Here is a 19,448-nt window from a genome sequence, read left to right on the forward strand (position 1 = left end):
TCACCATCTCATTGTACACGGTTTTTGAGTAAAATGTAAAAGTTTTTTTTGGAAAATCGACTTCTTTTTTATGAAAACCCGAATATTCAAAGGGTGAAGCGTCTTCATCATTCAACATTATATTAGAAATATATCCGAACTATGAACTTGTATAAACGGCTCGTTCTCCGCCAATCAGCTTTGGACGAGTTTTTGCAAACGTCACATGTGCTTGTCCTAATTGATGACGGCTGAGACGGACCGGTACAGCTACCCGCTTTAAGTGCATGCCGATTAATGTATCACCGATATCAATCCCTGCATGCGCTGAAATGGATTCAACCAGCACAGGGTGTTCCATTTGCTGATACGCATGCGCCGCCATAGAACCACCCGCCTTACGGACAGGTACTGCCGCTACAATTTCTAAGTTAAGCCGGTACGCCACCTCTTCTTCCACAACGAGGGCACGATTCAAATGCTCGCAGCATTGGAAGGCCAATTCAATTCCTGTCTCGCGTCTCAGTTGATCGAGCTCTTGATAAATAGCTTCAGCAATTTGCTCACTTCCCGCTGTCCCAATGTGCTCGCCAGCCACTTCTGATGTACTGCAGCCAATCACTAAAATGTGGCCGGCTCGCAGTTCAACTGTTTGATGAAACTCTTTTAACATTTCAAGCCAATCTTGACCAATGTTCATGTTAAGCGCTCCTTACAGGTGCTTTTCTTCGTAATCAGCGATTTTACCAATCCGCACAGCATGACGTCCTGCAGTAAATTCTGTTGTCAGCCAAATGTGAGCAATCTCTCTTGCCAATCCTGGTCCAATGACTCGTTCTCCCATCGCAAGAACATTTGTATCATTATGTTCTCTCGTCGCCTTTGCACTGAATGTATCATGCGCCAGTGCACAGCGGATGCCTTTCACTTTGTTTGCTGAAATGCTCATACCGATACCTGTCCCGCAAATCAAAATGCCTCGATCGACTTCCCCGTTTGCCACCATATTGGCTACAGGAAAAGCATAGTCAGGGTAGTCTACAGAACCTGATCCACATTCACAACCCATATCAATGTATTCAATCATTAATTCATCCATTAGTTGTTTGATTTCTTCACGAATATTCGTTCCGCCGTGATCGGATGCAATGGCTACTTTCATCGGGCAATTCCTCCTAAGGGTGAGTTAATCTGTCATGTCTTACATTCATTCTTTATTTACAGTTATATTTTAACCTCTGCCTAGTCATTTGCAAACAAAAGCAGAAAAACCGTTTGCACAACGGTTTTACAGGTTGTCCATTTATGAGGATTTATGATCCTGTTTAAGCTTTTTAGCAAGTTGATACAATAGCGTTTCTAGTTCATCTCGTGTCTCCTGATAAATGGAGAGACTCCCTCCAAATGGATCCGACACGTCACCTTCTGATCCTGTAGCAAATTCTTTAAGAGTGAAGACCTTGTCTTTCACATGAGCATATTGCTCCACAATCAACTGCTTATGCTGAATCGTCATGGTGAAGACATAATCTGCTTCATGAAGAAGTTCTTCTGTTAGTTTAGACGACGAGTGATTCAGTGGAATGCTTTTCTCAAATAATGCTTCGACTGCTTGAGGAGAAGCCTTCCCTGCATCAGAGGTGAAGATGCCCGCTGATTTTACAGTGACCTGTAAGCCTTTTTCATCTGCAATGGAGGAAAAAAGGGCTTGAGCCATCGGACTTCTGCAAGTATTTCCCGTACAAACAAATAAGATATTCATCTTTCGACCTCCTTTTCTTCTATTATATAGCATTTCATTCTACATGTTATGTAAGGAGACTGGCTAGAGCGGAAATAATAATTTGATTCCAAAGGCTAGTAAAATCAATCCGCCAAGCGCCCCGCTGTATGAACCTACCCATGACCGAACCTGTTTACCGAGTAATAATCCAAGCCATGTGAGCATCATACTAAAAAAGCCAAACAATAAAATGGTCATCAACACCCGAGAACCGTAAATCCCCAGGCTTAAGCCAACGGAAAAACTATCTAAACTCACACTTGTTGCAAAAAGAACGAGACCGGCCCCAACAGGTGCGATAAATGGCTTATCTTCTTTTCGGATAGAAGCGATGATCATTTGCAGACCCAGCACCAAAAGCAGCGCCCCGCCTATATAGGTAGCAAGGAGACCGAGCCAGCCAGATAAAAGCTGACCTGTTAGCATGCCAAAAAGAGGCATAAACATATGAAATATCCCAATGACAAGTCCAATATATAGGATCTGGCGGAATCTCAGGTGAATCATCCCCATGCCGAGTCCAACCGAAAAGGCATCCATTCCAAGTGCAAAAGCCATGATACTGAGTGTCAGCAATTCGCCAGCTAGTTCGTACATGTAAATCCCCCTTGGACACGCATTCTCCTTTAACCTATGTTTGTCCAAGAGAGGTTAGAACTATTTGAATGAAGAGAGAGTGCGCCCTCCTGCCGCTTTTTGCAGACGGTTCATGATCGCAGAACCAACTCCCTGCTCTGAGAAGGCTTCTGAAATGATCAAGTCTACATCCGTTTCATCAAATTGTCTCAACACACGATATAAGTTTGCCGCAACCGTTTCAGGCTTTTCTCTCCATCCACAGCTAAAGATAACATCTGCCGCAAACCATTCCTTCTTTTCTTCTGTCGTCAGCACACCTACTTTTAGTCCTTCAGCTCGGTACTTCTGAATGTGCAGCTGCATGTCTTCATCACTTCCATGAAATATATACATTTGTGCTTCAGGTGCATAATGTGTGTATTTCATTCCCGGCGATACAGGCGCCTCGTCCTTTTTCGTCAACCCTGGATCCGTGTTGACTGTTCCTACGACCTCTTCTAACGCTTCTTTTGTAATACCGCCCGGCCTTAAGATCACTGGAATCTCGTCTACACAGGATACAACCGTTGACTCCACGCCAATACCTGTTGAACCACCATCGACAATGCCAGCAATTTTCCCATCAAGATCACTCGCGACATGATCCGCAAGTGTCGGCGACGGTTTTCCCGAACGGTTGGCACTAGGCGCGGCAATTGGCAGACCAGCTGCTCGGATGAGTTCAAGCGCAACAGGATGATCAGGCATTCTTACGCCTACTGTCGTTAAACCTGCCGTCACCTGCTTTGATAATGTGCCCGGCTTACAAGGTAGAACAATGGTGAGAGCGCCTGGCCAAAAGGCATCCATCAGCGCTGTTACTTTTTCATTTTCTATTTGCGCAAATTCATGAAGCTGTTGAACGTCCGCAATGTGAACAATCAACGGATTATCACTTGGGCGTCCTTTCGCTTCATAAATTTTCTTCACAGCCTCTGTCTCTTTTGCATTTGCCCCTAGTCCATAAACCGTTTCTGTCGGAAAAGCGACCACTTCATTCTGCCGCAACAACAGAGCTGCTTGTTCAATTTGTGGATAGTATGTGGATAAATCCTTTTTTAAATCCACAGACCACCTTTTTGTATTTAACATCATACAAACTCCTTTTAAAAAAGATAAAACTGTTGATATATCTCAATTATCCTTTTGAAAGTATAAAAGATGCTGCTAAATAAAACAAGCGTTGTCCACAATTTGTGGATAACGCTTGTTTTACAGTGGATAAGTATGTGAATAAGTCCGGTGTTTTGTGATTAACTCGCTGTTTTTTGCAGCACAACCGCCTGCTCTTTTCCCAAAGACTCTTTTGCATGCGCAGATACCCACACACTTTCTGGGATTTCCTCTATAGGCGTAAAGCCCATCAGCGCTAAAAAATCATGCGAAGAGGAGTGATTGGCTACAACATAAAAGGTGTCCACACCTTGTTTTTCCCCTAGCGTTTGAACACTTTGGAACAGAGAAACGATATGCCCCTGACCAAGTTTATCTGATATCACAAGTGATCTTAGCAATCCTTCTTGTTCATTTAGTCGTTCAAGACCTAAACAGCCTGCAAGCTCACCGTCTGCATCTTCCATGACCACAAATGACGTACGCTCTGCAATCGTCACCCCGCCTTTTGCTTGGCCTTTTTCAAGAAAAGCATTAATGGCCGGGGCATCTTCTTCTGTCGCTATTCTTAATTGATAATACATGCTTTCACCTCTTTTTGTTCTCTTACTTCAACTCTATGAGGCAAAAACAGATTTAGACCTTTTTTAAGAGAAAAGACTAGAGACCCATTCGAACAGAAAGAATTTCACTTCACCCGTCTCTTCTTCTTTTACCACTTCATTTACAGATTCATTTGATGGCTCTGCGGCTACCTGCTCTTTATCATCTCCTTCTGGTGAGGCGATCGCTTCTCCGTTTGAAAAATCGATAAAGCAGAGAGGTGGGAATAACACACACCACCAATTGGCTCCGTCTCCTTCCCCTAACGTAATCAAAATGGCTTCATATTTCCCAGCAGGATAAACAAAGTTGCCATATAGCTTTGTTGGAAATGAGGCTTTTTGAAAGCTGACCGATACGGATTGATCAATGTGTTGTTCCTTTAATTTTGCTTTGGCAATACGATTGATGTCTGGAAGCTTTGAACGAATCACACGTCTAGCTTCTTCAATGGATGTGAGGTCTTTCACCCATTCCGTTATATTGGCATTGACCTCATCTCGAATACTTCGTTTCACATCTTGATCTGCCGACCGGTCACTGTTGGCTAAAATGCGTAAACGAATGGCTTCATCTGGAATCACAACAGGCTGATTGGCAGAAGCAGCCGCCGTCTCCTCTTTTCCAAGGTTTGCAAAAGCACCACATAATAATAGAAACATATAAAGACAAATCATCATTTTACTTTTGAACATAATGTGTTCCCCCCACTTTATCTCTTCGCTACAAACATTGTGTCCAGGAAACGCATCTCGTAAACAGCAAAAATGATTTTTTTAATAGATTATGAGTAAAAAACAACTACATGAGGTGAGCGAATCAATGTTTTTTCTGCATGAAAAAAAGCCATTCAACAACTTATGAACGGCTTTTTAGTGAGGATTGGTAATCGGAAGGGTACAGTCTTCCATCCCAATCTCGGCTGATTTTTAATCCCGAATCTGTTTTGATAACTGTCATTGCACCTTTTTTCTCAATTTCCTTTTTGACCTTTCCTTTATGGTCAATAAATTGAATGATCATTTCATAGTCAAATTCAATCCTGTCATCGCTTTCATCTGAAGGTGTAAACGTAATTTTTTTCAGTTTAATTTGACAATCTTGATCTTTTGCTGCTTCTAATACACTTGGAAACATACTGTCTTCTGTATATTCTTGATATTCATGCTCGGTTAAATAATCCTTCAACTTCTCCTTCATGTCAGATAGGTCATCCGTCCGATTCACTGTGTATTGTGCTTTTTTATAGTTTTCCCCAAATGCTGCTGCTTCTTTTTTAAAGCTCGGTTTACCGCAAGCACTCACAATCAATAGTACACTGGCGATGACCAACACCATCGCATACCTTCTGTTCACACCATTCGCTCCTTCAAAACAAATTTATGTAAAAAATCATGATCAGAATGTTCATTCTTCTATATATACGTTTCCCTTTTACCATAAGTTTCATCTTTACATAATAAAATAGTCCGACTTTATTCAGCCGGACTTCCGTTTTGAATGTGTGCGCAAACCGCTCGATCCTTTCCGTTGATGTCCTTGATGATATGAACATCAGCTGAAGGGAACGCCTGCAAAAGAAGCGCTTTTACATCTTGTGCTTGTGTATGTCCTATTTCAAGGACAACCACCGCTTGCTGATGAAGTACTTTGTGGAGATCACAGGCGATACGCTCATAAAACCACAGGCCATCACGCCCATCTGTCAGCGCATTGACAGGTTCATGCTTTGTGACAACCTCTGATAAACCATCCATTTCTTCTGCCGCAATATAAGGCGGATTGGAAATAAACACATCGACTTTGATGCCCTGAGCCATAATCGGTTCAAGTAAATCCCCTTGGACAAAATGAACGTCTGCACCAAGCGCTTCTTGATTTCGCTTTGCTACTTCAAGTGCTTCATGTGAAATATCCGTCGCTGTCACAGTGAGAGATTCTTTTTCAAGAGCTAACGTAATCGCAATTGCACCGCTACCTGTTCCTACATCAACAGCTTTGAGCGGCTGATCATTAGGAAACACACGATTCATCATATTCAATGCCGCCAGCACCACTTCCTCCGTTTCAGGACGAGGAATCAGAACGTGTTTGTTTACCTCAAAAGGACGCCCATAAAAAAATTCAACACCCGTTAAATGCTGCACAGGCACTCCACGCTTGTGCTGTGCGACGAACTTGCTGAATTGTGAATCTTGCTCCTCTGGCAGTGGATCATGAAAACGGGCAAGAAGTTCACTTCTGCTCCATCCAAGCACATGCATCAACATTAACTCTGCTGCGTTTTGGTCTCTGCCCGCTTCCGTTAACAAAGAAGAAGCCCATTTAAGGGCTTCAAAGATCGTTCGCTCTTTATTTTGCATTTTGAAGTTTTCTTGCTTGGTCTTCCATAATTAATGCATCAATGACCTCGTCAAGTTTTCCTTCTAAAATTTGATCAAGCTTTTGAATCGTCAATCCAATGCGGTGGTCCGTCACACGGTTTTGCGGGAAATTGTACGTACGGATACGCTCTGAACGATCCCCTGTTCCAACAGCAGATTTACGGGTTTGATCATATTCAGCTTGTGCTTCACGCTGGAATTTATCATAAATTCTCGCACGCAAAACTTTCATCGCTTTTTCTTTGTTTTTGATTTGTGATTTCTCATCCTGACAGGAAACCACTACACCTGTTGGAAGGTGAGTCAAACGAACAGCAGACATTGTGGTATTAACACTTTGTCCCCCTGGTCCGCTTGATGCGAATGTATCCACACGAATATCTTTTTCGTGGATATCAATTTCAACTTCCTCCGCCTCTGGTAATACAGCAACTGTCGCTGTTGATGTATGAATACGGCCGCCTGACTCAGTTTCAGGAACACGCTGCACGCGGTGTGCACCGTTTTCAAACTTTAGTTTAGAATATGCACCTTTACCGCTAATCATAAAGATGATCTCCTTATAACCGCCAGTTCCAGTGACACTCGCTTCCATGACTTCCGTTTTCCAGCCTTGCATTTCAGCATAACGGCTGTACATACGGTACAGGTTTCCTGCAAACAGCGCAGCCTCTTCTCCGCCCGCTGCACCACGAACCTCCACAATAACGTTCTTATCGTCATTCGGATCTTTCGGGATGAGCAAGATTTTCAGCTCGTCTTCTAAACGTTCTGTTTCCTCTGTGAGCTCTGAAATTTCTTCTTTGACCATGTCGCGCATATCGGCATCGAGCTTATCTTCCAGCATGGCTTTCGCATCACTTAGCTGATCATATGCCGCACGATATTGTCTATATACCTCAACAGTTTCTTGAATATCAGATTGTTCCTTCGAATATTCACGAAGCTTCTTAGGGTCGTTCACCACTTCAGGGTCACTTAAATATTCATTTAGCTTTTCATAGCGTTCTTCAATTGATTTTAAACGGTCTAACATGGTCTTCACCTCTGTTTTGTGCGTAACAGTCTAATTATAGTATAGCGGGGTATGACAGTCAAAAAAATTTCCAAAACAATTGATTTTCTGCAATTTTTCACTAGAAAACACGATCTTTGGCGATTGGTTACTTGTTTTGTCTAACGTGAAGGAACGGATGCTCACGAAAGAGAATGGTACTTGTAATTGAAAAAAGGGAGGGCATTTGGTTTGAATACAAATGAGGTTGCAAAGGAAATTGGTGTATCTTCAAAAACCATTCAGCGCTGGGTTAAACAGCTCAACATCCCTGTCGCCCGGAATGAACTTGGACATTACGAATTTCATGATGACATTGTCCAGCTGCTCAAAGAGGTCCAACACCAAATGAACGAAGGTGTGATTCTCCATGACATTAGACTGCCGATCCATGAAGAAACCGCCCAGCAATTATCACCTGCTGTAGAAACTTCTGACTCATCAAAACGGATAGAAGCCTTAGAAGAACAAGTGAAACAGCTCCTTCAAGAGCAATCACATGTCAGTCATATTGAAGCCCGTTTCCAAGAAATAGAACGGAAACTCGCTAAGAAAGCAGATGAAGGCGTTTCCTACCAGCTCCTCCAGCACAGAAGAGAAATTGAAGAATTAACTGCAAAATTAGAACGCCTCACAACCACATTGACAAAACCAAAACCATCAAAAGAAGAAGAAAAGGAAAAGGCACACCCCGACATGAAAAAAAAGCGCGTGCTCTTCCCTCTGTTTCATTCATTTCGCTAAGAAAGGCTGCCTATAAGGCAGCCTTTCTACTATATTATACGGTAAGTGCAATAATGATCGGTAATGTAATGAGTGACATGATCGCACTGATCACAAATGCCGATGCTGTTTCTGCTTCCTGTTTCTCAAATCGAGTGGCGATCATGGCCGCAACAGCTGAACCTGGGAAGGCAACAAGCAATACAGCTTTTGTAATTTCATCCGCCGAAAGACCCATAAGAATGGCGATAAAATACATAAGTAACGGTTGTACAGCTACTTTGAGCAATGCGATACTGAAAGCTGGTAAGCTCAGTTTAATTTTGCGGATACCGACTGTGACACCGACTGCAAAGAGCGCAACCCCTGATGTCACACTTCCAATTTCCTCTAGCATTTCATGTCCGATTTCAGGAAGTTTAAATCCTAATAGAACAAGAATGATACTTGCTAACGGTGCAAGCGCAAGCGGCTCTGATAAACCGTGCAAAATCGCTTTCGTCGTCATTTTCAGGAAACTTTCGCCGTCTTTGGCTTTTCCTTTTGTTTTTTCACCGACAGTTGACACAATAATAGCAATTGGATCAAGCAATGCATTTACAACTATTCCGGTAATAGCAATCGGAATTGCAACTTCTTGAGCCCCAAATAAACTGCCCAAGACCGGAATCCCCATAAATGCAAAGGTCGGTTGTGCTGAGTTTAATGAGAAAACAGATGAATCTGTTAAATCATATTTAAAAGCAAATTTCGTAACTAAAAGGATAATGATATAAAAGCCTACGATTCCGAGAATCAATGCAACGAAAAATGGAATTTGACTATAGAATTTATCTTTTGGTGTTGACAGAATGCTGGCGATAAAGTGCGCTGGTAAAGCATACTTTGTAACAAGTGTACTTACACCTTTTGCAGATTTAGCGTCATAGCTGCCGAAGTTCCCTGCGAACCAACCCAGCGCGATAACGAAAAAAATCGGTGCTAGGAGGATCAAAATATTTAAAAAGTCCATCTTACTATTCCTCCTTGAATCCTTTACATGTTTCTTATTTTATAGCGGCATTGCTTACATTACCCGAAACAATGCCGCGTTACACATTTTATTATGCTCTTACAATTTTTTTATATTCAGGAATCCACATAGCATCTTTCACAGCTTGTTCGATGTTGTCAGGTGTTCTTCTTGCGACACCATCTTTAATTGCTGCTTTTGCTACTTCAACAGCTACCTTGATTGATACTTCTTGCAATTTATCAATGCTTGGAAGCAGTCCAGCGCCTGGTTTTTCATGATCAACCATTTCAGCGATCGCATTTGCAGAAGCAACGAACATGCCTTTTGTGATAATTTTTGATTCCGTTACGATTGAACCAAGACCAAGTCCAGGGAAAACGAACGCATTGTTTGATTGTCCGATTTCATGTTCAATTCCGTTATACTCGACATTTTCGAATGGGCTTCCAGTTGCAACAAGCGCACGACCGTCTGTCCATTTGAATAGATCTTCCGGTACTGCTTCAGCAAGTGGAGTTGGGTTAGACATCGGCATGATCACTGGACGCTCTGTATGAGCTGCGATTTCTTTAATAATTTCTTCAGTGAATGCGCCGCCTTGACCTGATGTACCAATAAGAATGGTTGGCTTCACCTTGCGAACAGCTTCAGCAAATGAGATTTGTCCTTTTTCATCACGAGCCCAGCCTTCTACTTCATCAGAAGAACGAAGGTATGGTTTTTGGAAATCAAGCACTTCATCTTCAAACTGATCTGTTAGCAATCCTCTGTAGTCTAACGTCCAGAATGCATTGTTTGCTTCTTCTTCACTTAGACCTTCAAGAACCATTGTGTCACGCATTTGATCGGCGATTCCGATTCCAGCTGATCCAGCTCCGAAAATCATCACACGGTGATCTTTCAATTGAGTACCAGTTTTCTTGACAGCTGCAAGAACACCCGCTAAAGTAATGGCACCAGTACCTTGGATATCATCATTAAATGTTAAGATGTTGTCGTTGTATTTTTTCATGATGTTACGCGCATTTTTGTTTCCAAGGTCTTCCCAGTGAAGCAATGCTTTCGGGAAGAATTTAAGTGCTGCTTTGACATACGCATCAATGAACTCTTCGTATTTTTCACCTTGTACACGTTTGTGGTGGTTCCCGATGTACAATGGATCATTTAATAGTTTTTCATTGTTAGTTCCAACATCTAATACAACTGGAATCACGCGGCTTGGATCAATCCCTGCTGCAGCCGTGTAAACAGCTAATTTACCAATTGCGATGTTGATACCACCAACACCCCAGTCACCAATTCCAAGAATACTCTCAGAGTCAGTTGCTACGATGAGGTCGATGTCGCCTGCTGTTGCATGTAAGTTTTCAAATGCTTTCTCAATACCGTCAATGTTGTCGATTGAAAGGTAGACACCATGAGGTCTTCTGTATTCATGGCTGTATTCTTGAATCGCTTCACCAACAGTTGGTGTGTAAACAACAGGAAGCATTTCACGAAGCTTGTCCGTTAGAAGCTTATAGAATAATACTTCGTTACGGTTTTGCAAATCACTTAAGTATACGTTTTGACGAAGACGATCTGGCTGAGCTAGAAATTGCTTGTATGCTCTCTCTGCTTGCTGTTCTAAAGTCAGAACAGTTGGAGGAAGTAATCCTTCTAGTCCAAGCTCTTGTCTTTCTTCTTCAGAGAAAGCAACGCCTTTGTTCAACGTTGGAATCGATAATACATCTTTACCTGTCAAAGTGGTTTCGAGGTACCCTTCTTTTGTTTTCTTCACGTTGTTCATCAAAAACTACCCTCTTTCTAAAATATAAATAAAGTGAACTATTAATACAAAGAACGATCAAGGAGAAAAATCCTTAATCAAAAAAATTATGACAAGAAATCGAACTTTTCGTTTAAATGCTTTACACTACAGTTAGTCATTTTATGCCTGCTTATACCAAAACGCAAGCGTTGAAAATTAGATAATTTTTTCGTAGCGTTATTTAATTTATTTAAGTACAAATGATGGGTGTTCAGCCAAAACTCGAAAAACGAAACACAGCGGCATTTGCTATTTTTTTAATTGTCAAGTGTTGTACCAACATCTAGTTTTGGTACTTCATGGTGATGTCTGCATCGTGCTTCGTATGATTCCTGCGCACCTACTAAAATAATGGGATCATCATAAGATGCGGGTTTACCGTCGATCAAGCGTTGTGTTCTACTCGCTGGGGAGCCGCATACCGAACAAACTGCTTGAAGTTTTGTTACAAGCTCTGCACATGCCATTAAATGCGGAACAACACCAAATGGCTCTCCTCTGAAGTCTTGATCAAGGCCTGCAACAATGACTCGGTAGCCTTTATCAGCCAATTGAGTGACAATATCAATGATTGTCTCATCAAAAAATTGCACCTCATCAATGCCAATGACATCGGTTCGTTCTGATATGTGCGTTATTATGTCTTTTGGTGAGGTTACTGCAATCCCATCGACGGATGAACCGTTATGTGACACAACTGAGCTTGTGCTATACCGGTTATCAATCGCTGGTTTGAATATTTTTACTTCTTGTTTGGCAAAGGTGGCTCTTTTGGCTCTCCGAATCAATTCTTCCGACTTTCCAGAAAACATACTTCCGCAGATGACTTCAAGCCAACCGCTTTGTTTCATCACATACATAAGGTCTTCTCCCCCGTTTTAAAGTTCCATCAATCCACGTAAAAAAACAGGCAAGAACGGATTCCTGCCTGTTTATTGTATCTATTATTACTTAAGACCGTATTTTTTGTTAAAGCGGTCAACACGTCCATCAGCAGAAGCGAATTTTTGACGGCCTGTATAGAAAGGATGGCACTCAGAGCAAATCTCGATGCGTACCTCTTCTTTTACTGATCCAGTTTCAAACTCATTTCCACAAGCGCATTTGACTGTAGCTTTTTTGTAGTTAGGATGAATTCCTGTTTTCATCTACTGTCATCTCCTTCCGCCCTGAATCCAATTCGGAAACAGAGTTAATATCTCAGAATAAATTCTGAAACGCACATGATAAAATTATAACAGTGTGAGTCTATGATTGCAAATGTATTTTTTCAGGAAGCTATCTTCTTGATGCAGACATATTTGCTTGTTTCCACTCTTGCGTTAAAATATCGAAAAATTCTTGGTTTGTCTTTGTTTTTCTCATTTTGCGCATGAATTTCTCAGCGAAATCAGGTGTATCTGACATTGATTTTCTCATCGCCCATAGACGATCAAGATGTTCTTTAGGCACAAGCAGTTCTTCTTTTCTTGTACCGGAACGACGAATGTCGATGGCTGGGAAAATTCTTCTTTCTGCAAGAGAACGATCTAAATGGAGCTCCATGTTTCCTGTTCCTTTAAACTCTTCATAAATCACATCATCCATACGTGATCCCGTATCAACAAGTGCAGTAGCTAAAATGGTCAAGCTCCCACCTTCTTCGATGTTACGCGCAGCACCAAAGAAGCGTTTTGGACGGTGGAAAGCCGCTGGATCAATACCGCCGGAAAGCGTTCGGCCGCTTGGCGGGATGACAAGGTTGTATGCACGAGCAAGCCTTGTGATGCTGTCCATTAAGATGATGACATCTTTTTTATGTTCAACTAGACGCATCGCACGCTCTAATACAAGCTCTGCTACTTTAATGTGGTTTTCCGGTACTTCGTCAAAGGTTGAGCTAACGACATCCCCTGCAACAGAACGTTCGATATCTGTTACTTCCTCTGGACGTTCGTCAATAAGAAGAACAATCAGTTCTGCCTCTGGATGATTTTCAGAGATGCTGTTGGCAATTTCTTTGAGCAAAATGGTTTTCCCAGCCTTAGGCGGTGCAACAATTAAACCACGTTGCCCAAACCCAACTGGCGCCATCATATCCATAATTCTAGTAGACAGGTGATTAGGCTGTGTTTCAAGAATCATTTGACGATCAGGGAATAGCGGCGTGAGTGCAGGAAAGTGAACACGTTCCTTAGCTGATTCTGGGTCGTCCCCATTTACCGCTTCGACATGAAGGAGGCCATAGTAGCGTTCATTCTCTTTTGGAGGTCGTACCTTTCCAGACACCTTATCACCATTTCTTAAATCAAAGCGTCTGATTTGTGAAGCTGAAATATAAATGTCTTCAGAACTTGGGGAGTAGTTAATTGGTCTTAAGAAACCAAATCCCTCTGACTGAATAATTTCTAGAACCCCTTCCATAAATAAGAGATCCTCTTGCTCAGCATTCGCCTTTAAGATGGCAAAAATTAATTCTTTTTTTGTTAGTTTGCTGTAATAAGAGATTTTGTACTTTTTTGCTAACTCATACAGCTCTTTTAATTTCATATTTTCCAAAGATGAAATCGAAACATCTTTCAATATGGACACCACACTTTTCTAGTCAATGTATTTCATTACAAATGCATGACCATTGTATTTGATTAGCTTTTAATTCCGTTTTTGTTGGAATGACCTCGCTCTCATGGTAACGCTCCCACTCGTTTTATCGTAAAGATAGGAACAATGTGAAATTGAGCTTTGTCAACATAGAGAAGGATAATGAGTATATCGTCATGATGCGGCAGTATTTAAACTTGTTGAAGCTTAAAAGAAGTAAATTCGCAGAAAATTTCGCAGCACTCTTTAGTTTTACCTCATTTGCAGGGAATATTCAACTTTAAAAAGAAAATGATATATATTTGACACCTATATGAAAAGCGGGTAAAGAATACCCGCTTTCAGATTACGGACGAATGACAAGATTCGGTTTTTTCTTTAAACTGTGTCTGCCATCGACGAATCGAACAGTACCTGATTTCGCACGCATGACAACACTATGTGTTGTTCCAACAGAGCCTTTAAATTGAACACCTTTTAATAACTCGCCATCTGTTACACCTGTCGCTGCAAAAATGGCGTCATCGCCTTTCACGAGGTCTTCCATTCTGAGGACTTTTCCAACATCCAGCCCCATTTTCTCACAGCGTCTCAGCTCTTCTTCACTTTGTGGAAGAAGCTTACCGTGGATTTCTCCACCAAGTGCTTTTAACGCAACAGCAGAAAGGACACCTTCAGGCGCTCCACCTGAACCAAATAGAATATCAACACCTGTGTGATCAAATGCTGTATTAATGGCTCCTGCAACGTCACCATCATCGATCAGCTTGATTCTTGCTCCAGCTTCTCTCAGCTCAGCAATGATCTTTTCATGTCGCTCTCTGTTTAAAATTGTCGCAACAACATCTTCAATATCTTTGTTCTTTGCTTTTGCAACAGCACGAAGATTGTCAATGACAGGCGCTTCAATGTCGATGCAGCCTACCGCTTCTGGACCTACTGCGATCTTATCCATGTACATATCAGGTGCATTCAGCAAGTTGCCATGATCTGCAACAGCGATAACAGCTAAAGCATTCCAGCCGCCGCTTGCTACAATATTTGTTCCTTCCAATGGATCAACAGCGACATCCACGCGAGGTCCATATCCGTTTCCAAGCTTTTCCCCAATATAAAGCATTGGCGCTTCGTCCATTTCTCCCTCGCCGATGACCACAGTTCCCTTCATCGGAATCGTATCAAATACATCACGCATGGCACTTGTTGCAGCATCATCCGCTTCGTCTTTTAAACCTCTACCCATCCAACGAGCAGATTTTAATGCAGCTGCTTCTGTCACCCGTACTAGTTCCATCGATAAACTTCTTTCCATTTTTGTCCAAATCTCCTCTCACAGTCAAAGCCTTATGAATTTTGAAGTTCTTCTATTTCTTGGTCACTCAGCTTTTCACGCCAGATGGTTGCACCCAAGCCTTCAAGCTTCTCCTCAAGCATACTATATCCTCTGTCTATATGTTCAAGCCCTGTGATTTCGGTCACACCGTCTGCCATTAACCCTGCAACAACGAGACAAGCACCTGCTCGCAGATCACTTGCTTTGACCTTTGCACCTTGAAGCTGCGTTTGACCTGTAATAATGGCAGATCTTCCTTCCACCTTCATATTAGCACCCATTCGACGCAATTCGTCAATGTGTTTAAAGCGGGCAGAGTAAATGGTATCTGTCACGACACTCGTGCCTTTCGCTTTTGTTAACAAAGCCGTCATCGGCTGTTGAAGATCGGTCGGAAAGCCCGGATACACAAGGGTTTTGATATCGACAGGCTTGAGTCCTTCATTTCTGCCAACGATCAGCATTTGATCGTTGCTTGTTTCAATTGTGAACCCCATCTCTCTAAGTTTCGCCGTAATTGATTCTAAATGAGTTGGGATCACATTATCAAGCACAACTTCATCCCCCATCGCTGCACCTGCAATTAAAAATGTACCTGCTTCTATGCGGTCAGGGATGATGGAATGCCTGCAACCATGGAGAGATTCCACACCTTCGATCCGAATCACATCCGTCCCCGCACCTTTGATTTTAGCTCCCATGCTTGCAAGCAGTGTCGCTACATCAATAATTTCGGGTTCTTTTGCGGCATTTTCAATCACTGTTTTCCCTTCAGCCAGCACGGCTGCCAGCATGATGTTGATGGTCGCACCTACACTGACAACATCAAGATAAATTCGGGCTCCGACTAATTTTTCAGCGCGCAAATAAATCGCACCCTGTTCGTTTGTCACCTCGGCTCCAAGTGCTTCAAAGCCTTTGATATGCTGATCGATCGGTCTAGGTCCTAAGTGACATCCCCCTGGCAACCCAATGACAGCCTGCTTGAATCTACCGAGCATGGCGCCCATTAAATAATAGGATGCTCGTAGTTTCTTCACTTTCCCATTAGGAAGCGGCATACTGATCATGGAGGTAGGATTGACAACCATCTCACCTTTTTCAAACGTGACCTTTCCGCCAATCTCTTCTAACAGATCTCGTAATGTGTCAATATCTGAAATATGCGGAAGGCCTTCAATGGTTACTGGAGAATCAGCGAGAATCGTGGCAGGAATCAGTGCCACAGCACTATTTTTCGCACCACTAATATGTACGGTCCCGCGCAAGGGGTCACCGCCGGCAATGTTTAACTTTTCCATATTTGTCTCCCTTCTTAAAGAAGATCACTGTTGGAGTTATACTGTTTGTGGATGTCGCGCTTTAAAAGGTCTTGTCCAAAATTTAGCCAATATCAAGAGAAAGAATACAGGTTAAACGAAATTTGTCGGAAGAAAAATAATCGAAGCTTTGCGAGGCTGTGATGTTCTCTTCTTTGCACAAAACATTTCTTAGCGTATTTAAGGAAAACTGCGGCAAACGGATGCGTATCCGTCTGCCACAATCACTTATTTATTCCAGTCTGCTAAAAATTGCTCAATGCCTGCATCCGTTAATGGGTGTTTTGTCAGCTGCTTGATGACTTTCAGCGGCATTGTGCCGATATGAGCACCTCTAAGCGCAGCTTCTGTCACATGTTGCGGGTGACGAATGGATGCAGCAATGATTTGTGTATCTAATCCATGAACATCAAAAATGGTTTTCACTTCACTAATGAGATCAAGACCATTTTGGCCAATGTCATCTAAGCGGCCGAGGAATGGAGAGACATACGTCGCACCAGCTCTAGCTGCAAGAAGTGCCTGGTTTGCACTAAAAATCAACGTGACGTTTGTTTTAATCCCAAGGTCTGTTAACGCTTTGACCGCTTTAAGACCGTCTGTTGTCATTGGGATTTTCACTGTGATATTTGGCGCAATAGCAGCAAGCTCTTTTCCTTCTTCGATCATTTCTTCTGCTTTGAGAGAAATGACTTCCGCACTAACTGAACCTGATACCACATCAGTGATTTCACGAAGGCGGTCGTGGAACGATACGTCCTTTTCTTTCGCTACTAAACTAGGGTTTGTTGTCACGCCTGCTAAAATGCCAAGCTCGTGTGCCTCTTTGATGTCTGCGATATTCGCTGTGTCTACGAAAAATAACATAACTGTGCCACTCTCCTATCAATAAATTGTCTGAAATGTAAATTTGATTGCGCTTTCTCAAGATATGGAGAAAACCGCCTGTGACTCAGGCGGCTTTCGGTTCTCATCAAATTATGCTTGGTTAGAAGAACCAAATTCACGCATTTTGCCGATAACAGTCGCTTTAATTGCGTCACGAGCTGGTCCAAGATATTTACGTGGATCATACTCTTCTGTTTTTGCAGCAAGTGTTTCGCGAACTGCTTTCGCAGAAGCAATTTGGTTTTCAGTGTTTACATTGATTTTTGCTGTACCAAGTGAAATCGCACGCTTGATGTCAGCAGTTGGGATACCTGTTCCGCCGTGAAGAACAAGTGGAAGTCCAGTTGTTTTACCGATTTCTTCCATTTCAGCGAAACCAAGGTTTGGTTCACCTTTGTATGGACCATGAACTGAACCTAGTGCAGGCGCAAGGCAGTCAATACCAGTACGTTCTACAAGCTCTTGGCACTCTTTTGGATCAGCATAAATAACGCCCTCAGCGATGACGTCGTCTTCTTGTCCACCAACAGTTCCAAGCTCAGCTTCTACAGATACACCGTGGAAATGTGCAAGCTCAACTACTTTTGCAGTTGTCGCTACGTTCTCATCAAATGGATGGTGAGAAGCATCAATCATCACAGAAGTAAATCCTGCATGAATGGCTTTTGCACAAGATTCAAAGCTTGAACCGTGATCTAAATGAATCGCAACAGGAACTGTTACATTATATTCTTCGATTAACGCTTTTACCATTGCGACAACTGTTTTAAAGCCGCCCATGTAGCGTCCTGCTCCTTCAGATACTCCTAAGATAACTGGAGATTTCTCTTCTTCAGCAGCTTGTAAAATCGCTTGCGTGAATTCTAAGTTATTTAAGTTAAACTGTCCAACAGCGTAACCTTTTTCCTTTGCGTCTTTCAACATTTCTGTCATTGAAACTAAAGGCATGATGAAAAATCCTCCCTATGTAGCTAATTTGCTTACTAAAAAAAGCTCTCCACCCTAGCATGACCAGAATTTCTCGCCATATGTAAACTTTCAAAGTCAGATCGCTTTCTTCTTCTTATCTAGAATACCAATTATTCGACAAATCGGCAACAGAATGACTTGATTCAATCATTTCCATCTAGCCATTTGTTTCGAGCGGCAAGTATTCTTTGACTGCATCACGGATTTCATCAATATCAAATGGTTTAGCAAAATGCGTTAATGCACCGAGCTCTTTAGACTCTTGAATCATATCTAGTTCGCCATAAGCTGTCATAATGATCACGCGGATGTCTTCATCAATTAATTTCATGCGTTTTAAAATCTCAATGCCATCCATTCCGGGAATCTTCATATCAAGCAGGACGAGGTTTGGTCTATGGTTTTTCACAATATCTAATGCCTGTAGTCCATTAGCGGCTTGAAAGGTTTGATAGCCTTCTTTATGAAACACTTCATTCAGCAATATTCTAATACCGTACTGATCATCGACAATTAAAATTTTCTCATTCATCTGTTACACCCCATTGCTTTCATTTTTCGCCATAAAAAGAGCTGTTGTTAAATAATTCTGTTTGATTTTCACATTTCCTTTAATTATAATAGTTTACTTTACGACATTTTCTGAGCATTTTTCCTAATATTCTCTTTATATTCTATTATAAAATGATCTGACAGAAGGAGGAAATGAGTCTTGTTAAAAATTTTCACTACCCAATTATCAGGTATTTTTTCACGTATTGGAGATAAGCAGGCCGAAGCGATCGAAGACGGTGCACGCCTTCTTGCTCAGGCCGTTGTCAGTGGACATGCCGTGTATTTTCATGGCAAGAATGAACTGGCGGCTGTAGCCTTAGAGGCATCTGAGAGCAAGGAGCCGTTTCCGGGTGCGAAGGTTCTGCCGCTGGATCAAAAGGAGCGCAGCTTACTTCATCCAAGTGACAGGGTGCTTTTATTTTATTCAGATCCAGAAGATCAAGAGATTCAATCCCTTGTCAAAGAGCTGCACGAACAAGGTACACCTATTGTCGGGGTCGGTCCTGCACAAAAGGAGACATCATTCATTGAAGAGCATTGTGATGTCCACATTGATTTTCAGCTCAAAAAACCACTTGTGCCTGCTGAAGATGGAACAAGGTTCGGCTATCCTGCACTGATGACCTGCTTATATGTCTACCATGCTCTATCGTTTACTGTGAAAGAAATCGTTGAGGAATATGAATAAAAAAACTGCCGAGAAGATGATATTCTCGGCAGTT

At 42.1% G+C, this 19,448-nt stretch carries 22 protein-coding genes; 2 read left to right on the forward strand and 20 right to left on the reverse strand.

Going from position 1 to position 19,448, the window contains the following annotated elements; translation table 11 throughout:
• Window positions 1-139 precede the first annotated feature (139 nt).
• The 10 genes from MHI58_RS17740 to prfA form a co-directional block, all read right to left on the reverse strand.
• On the reverse strand, window positions 140-679 hold the full coding sequence (locus tag MHI58_RS17740; protein WP_045033928.1) for a TIGR01440 family protein: 540 nt from the start codon (window positions 677-679) through the stop codon (window positions 140-142).
• Window positions 680-691: 12 nt separating this feature from the next.
• Complete coding sequence (gene rpiB / locus MHI58_RS17745; RefSeq protein WP_045033927.1) at window positions 692-1,141, reverse strand: ribose 5-phosphate isomerase B; 450 nt, start codon at window positions 1,139-1,141, stop codon at window positions 692-694.
• Between the two features lie 141 nt (window positions 1,142-1,282).
• Window positions 1,283-1,741 carry a low molecular weight protein arginine phosphatase gene (locus tag MHI58_RS17750; RefSeq protein ID WP_045033926.1) on the reverse strand — a complete coding sequence of 153 codons (459 nt, stop codon included), beginning with the start codon at window positions 1,739-1,741 and terminating at the stop codon, window positions 1,283-1,285.
• Between the two features lie 63 nt (window positions 1,742-1,804).
• Window positions 1,805-2,359, reverse strand: a complete 555-nt coding sequence (locus MHI58_RS17755; protein WP_045033925.1) for a manganese efflux pump MntP family protein — start codon at window positions 2,357-2,359, stop codon at window positions 1,805-1,807.
• Between the two features lie 60 nt (window positions 2,360-2,419).
• Complete coding sequence (locus MHI58_RS17760; RefSeq protein WP_024718758.1) at window positions 2,420-3,472, reverse strand: L-threonylcarbamoyladenylate synthase; 1,053 nt, start codon at window positions 3,470-3,472, stop codon at window positions 2,420-2,422.
• Window positions 3,473-3,633: 161 nt separating this feature from the next.
• Window positions 3,634-4,077 (reverse strand): GNAT family N-acetyltransferase, encoded by a 444-nt coding sequence (locus MHI58_RS17765; protein ID WP_007497650.1) that lies wholly within the window; start codon window positions 4,075-4,077, stop codon window positions 3,634-3,636.
• Window positions 4,078-4,140: 63 nt separating this feature from the next.
• Window positions 4,141-4,791 carry a stage II sporulation protein R gene (spoIIR, locus tag MHI58_RS17770; protein ID WP_007497652.1) on the reverse strand — a complete coding sequence of 217 codons (651 nt, stop codon included), beginning with the start codon at window positions 4,789-4,791 and terminating at the stop codon, window positions 4,141-4,143.
• Between the two features lie 163 nt (window positions 4,792-4,954).
• The gene (locus tag MHI58_RS17775; RefSeq protein WP_045033924.1) at window positions 4,955-5,434 is read right to left on the reverse strand and encodes a hypothetical protein; all 480 of its coding nucleotides are present in this window, start codon (window positions 5,432-5,434) and stop codon (window positions 4,955-4,957) included.
• Window positions 5,435-5,571: 137 nt separating this feature from the next.
• Window positions 5,572-6,459 (reverse strand): peptide chain release factor N(5)-glutamine methyltransferase, encoded by an 888-nt coding sequence (prmC, locus tag MHI58_RS17780; protein ID WP_045033923.1) that lies wholly within the window; start codon window positions 6,457-6,459, stop codon window positions 5,572-5,574.
• On the reverse strand, window positions 6,449-7,516 hold the full coding sequence (gene prfA, locus MHI58_RS17785) for a peptide chain release factor 1 (RefSeq protein WP_008343422.1): 1,068 nt from the start codon (window positions 7,514-7,516) through the stop codon (window positions 6,449-6,451). The genes prmC and prfA overlap by 11 nt, the downstream gene beginning before the upstream one ends.
• Window positions 7,517-7,726: 210 nt before the next feature.
• On the opposite strand from prfA, the gene racA reads away from it, so the two are divergent.
• Entirely contained in the window at window positions 7,727-8,278 is a 552-nt protein-coding gene (gene racA, locus MHI58_RS17790) for a chromosome-anchoring protein RacA (protein ID WP_045033922.1), read from the forward strand.
• Window positions 8,279-8,312: 34 nt separating this feature from the next.
• On the opposite strand, the gene MHI58_RS17795 is transcribed toward racA, so the two are convergent.
• The 10 genes from MHI58_RS17795 to MHI58_RS17840 all read right to left on the reverse strand — a co-directional run bounded on the left by MHI58_RS17795 (window position 8,313) and on the right by MHI58_RS17840 (window position 18,703).
• Window positions 8,313-9,269, reverse strand: coding sequence for an AEC family transporter (locus tag MHI58_RS17795; RefSeq protein WP_007497662.1), 957 nt, complete (start codon window positions 9,267-9,269; stop codon window positions 8,313-8,315).
• A 91-nt stretch (window positions 9,270-9,360) separates the two neighbouring features.
• Window positions 9,361-11,061 (reverse strand): oxaloacetate-decarboxylating malate dehydrogenase, encoded by a 1,701-nt coding sequence (gene malS, locus MHI58_RS17800; protein WP_024718762.1) that lies wholly within the window; start codon window positions 11,059-11,061, stop codon window positions 9,361-9,363.
• A 278-nt stretch (window positions 11,062-11,339) separates the two neighbouring features.
• A complete protein-coding gene (locus tag MHI58_RS17805) occupies window positions 11,340-11,942 on the reverse strand; it encodes a thymidine kinase (RefSeq protein WP_007497666.1) in 603 nt (200 codons plus the stop codon).
• An 87-nt stretch (window positions 11,943-12,029) separates the two neighbouring features.
• Window positions 12,030-12,230: a 50S ribosomal protein L31 gene (gene rpmE, locus MHI58_RS17810; protein ID WP_003215407.1), complete on the reverse strand. Its 201-nt coding sequence runs from the start codon at window positions 12,228-12,230 to the stop codon at window positions 12,030-12,032.
• Between the two features lie 130 nt (window positions 12,231-12,360).
• Window positions 12,361-13,644, reverse strand: a complete 1,284-nt coding sequence (gene rho / locus MHI58_RS17815) for a transcription termination factor Rho (protein ID WP_007497667.1) — start codon at window positions 13,642-13,644, stop codon at window positions 12,361-12,363.
• Between the two features lie 364 nt (window positions 13,645-14,008).
• Window positions 14,009-14,974: a class II fructose-bisphosphatase gene (gene glpX / locus MHI58_RS17820; RefSeq protein WP_007497670.1), complete on the reverse strand. Its 966-nt coding sequence runs from the start codon at window positions 14,972-14,974 to the stop codon at window positions 14,009-14,011.
• Window positions 14,975-15,006: 32 nt separating this feature from the next.
• A complete protein-coding gene (locus MHI58_RS17825) occupies window positions 15,007-16,296 on the reverse strand; it encodes a UDP-N-acetylglucosamine 1-carboxyvinyltransferase (RefSeq protein ID WP_017360051.1) in 1,290 nt (429 codons plus the stop codon).
• 246 nt (window positions 16,297-16,542) lie between these two features.
• Window positions 16,543-17,181, reverse strand: a complete 639-nt coding sequence (fsa, locus tag MHI58_RS17830) for a fructose-6-phosphate aldolase (RefSeq protein WP_003215343.1) — start codon at window positions 17,179-17,181, stop codon at window positions 16,543-16,545.
• 111 nt (window positions 17,182-17,292) lie between these two features.
• Window positions 17,293-18,150, reverse strand: a complete 858-nt coding sequence (locus tag MHI58_RS17835) for a class II fructose-bisphosphate aldolase (protein ID WP_007497678.1) — start codon at window positions 18,148-18,150, stop codon at window positions 17,293-17,295.
• A 178-nt stretch (window positions 18,151-18,328) separates the two neighbouring features.
• A complete protein-coding gene (locus tag MHI58_RS17840) occupies window positions 18,329-18,703 on the reverse strand; it encodes a response regulator (protein ID WP_003214681.1) in 375 nt (124 codons plus the stop codon).
• 180 nt (window positions 18,704-18,883) lie between these two features.
• On the opposite strand from MHI58_RS17840, the gene MHI58_RS17845 reads away from it, so the two are divergent.
• Window positions 18,884-19,414, forward strand: a complete 531-nt coding sequence (locus tag MHI58_RS17845) for a DUF2529 domain-containing protein (protein WP_008343445.1) — start codon at window positions 18,884-18,886, stop codon at window positions 19,412-19,414.
• The last annotated feature ends 34 nt before the right edge of the window (window positions 19,415-19,448 follow it).

Source organism: Bacillus sp. FSL K6-2869 (genome assembly GCF_040869405.1).
Lineage (GTDB): Bacteria > Bacillota > Bacilli > Bacillales > Bacillaceae > Bacillus > Bacillus altitudinis.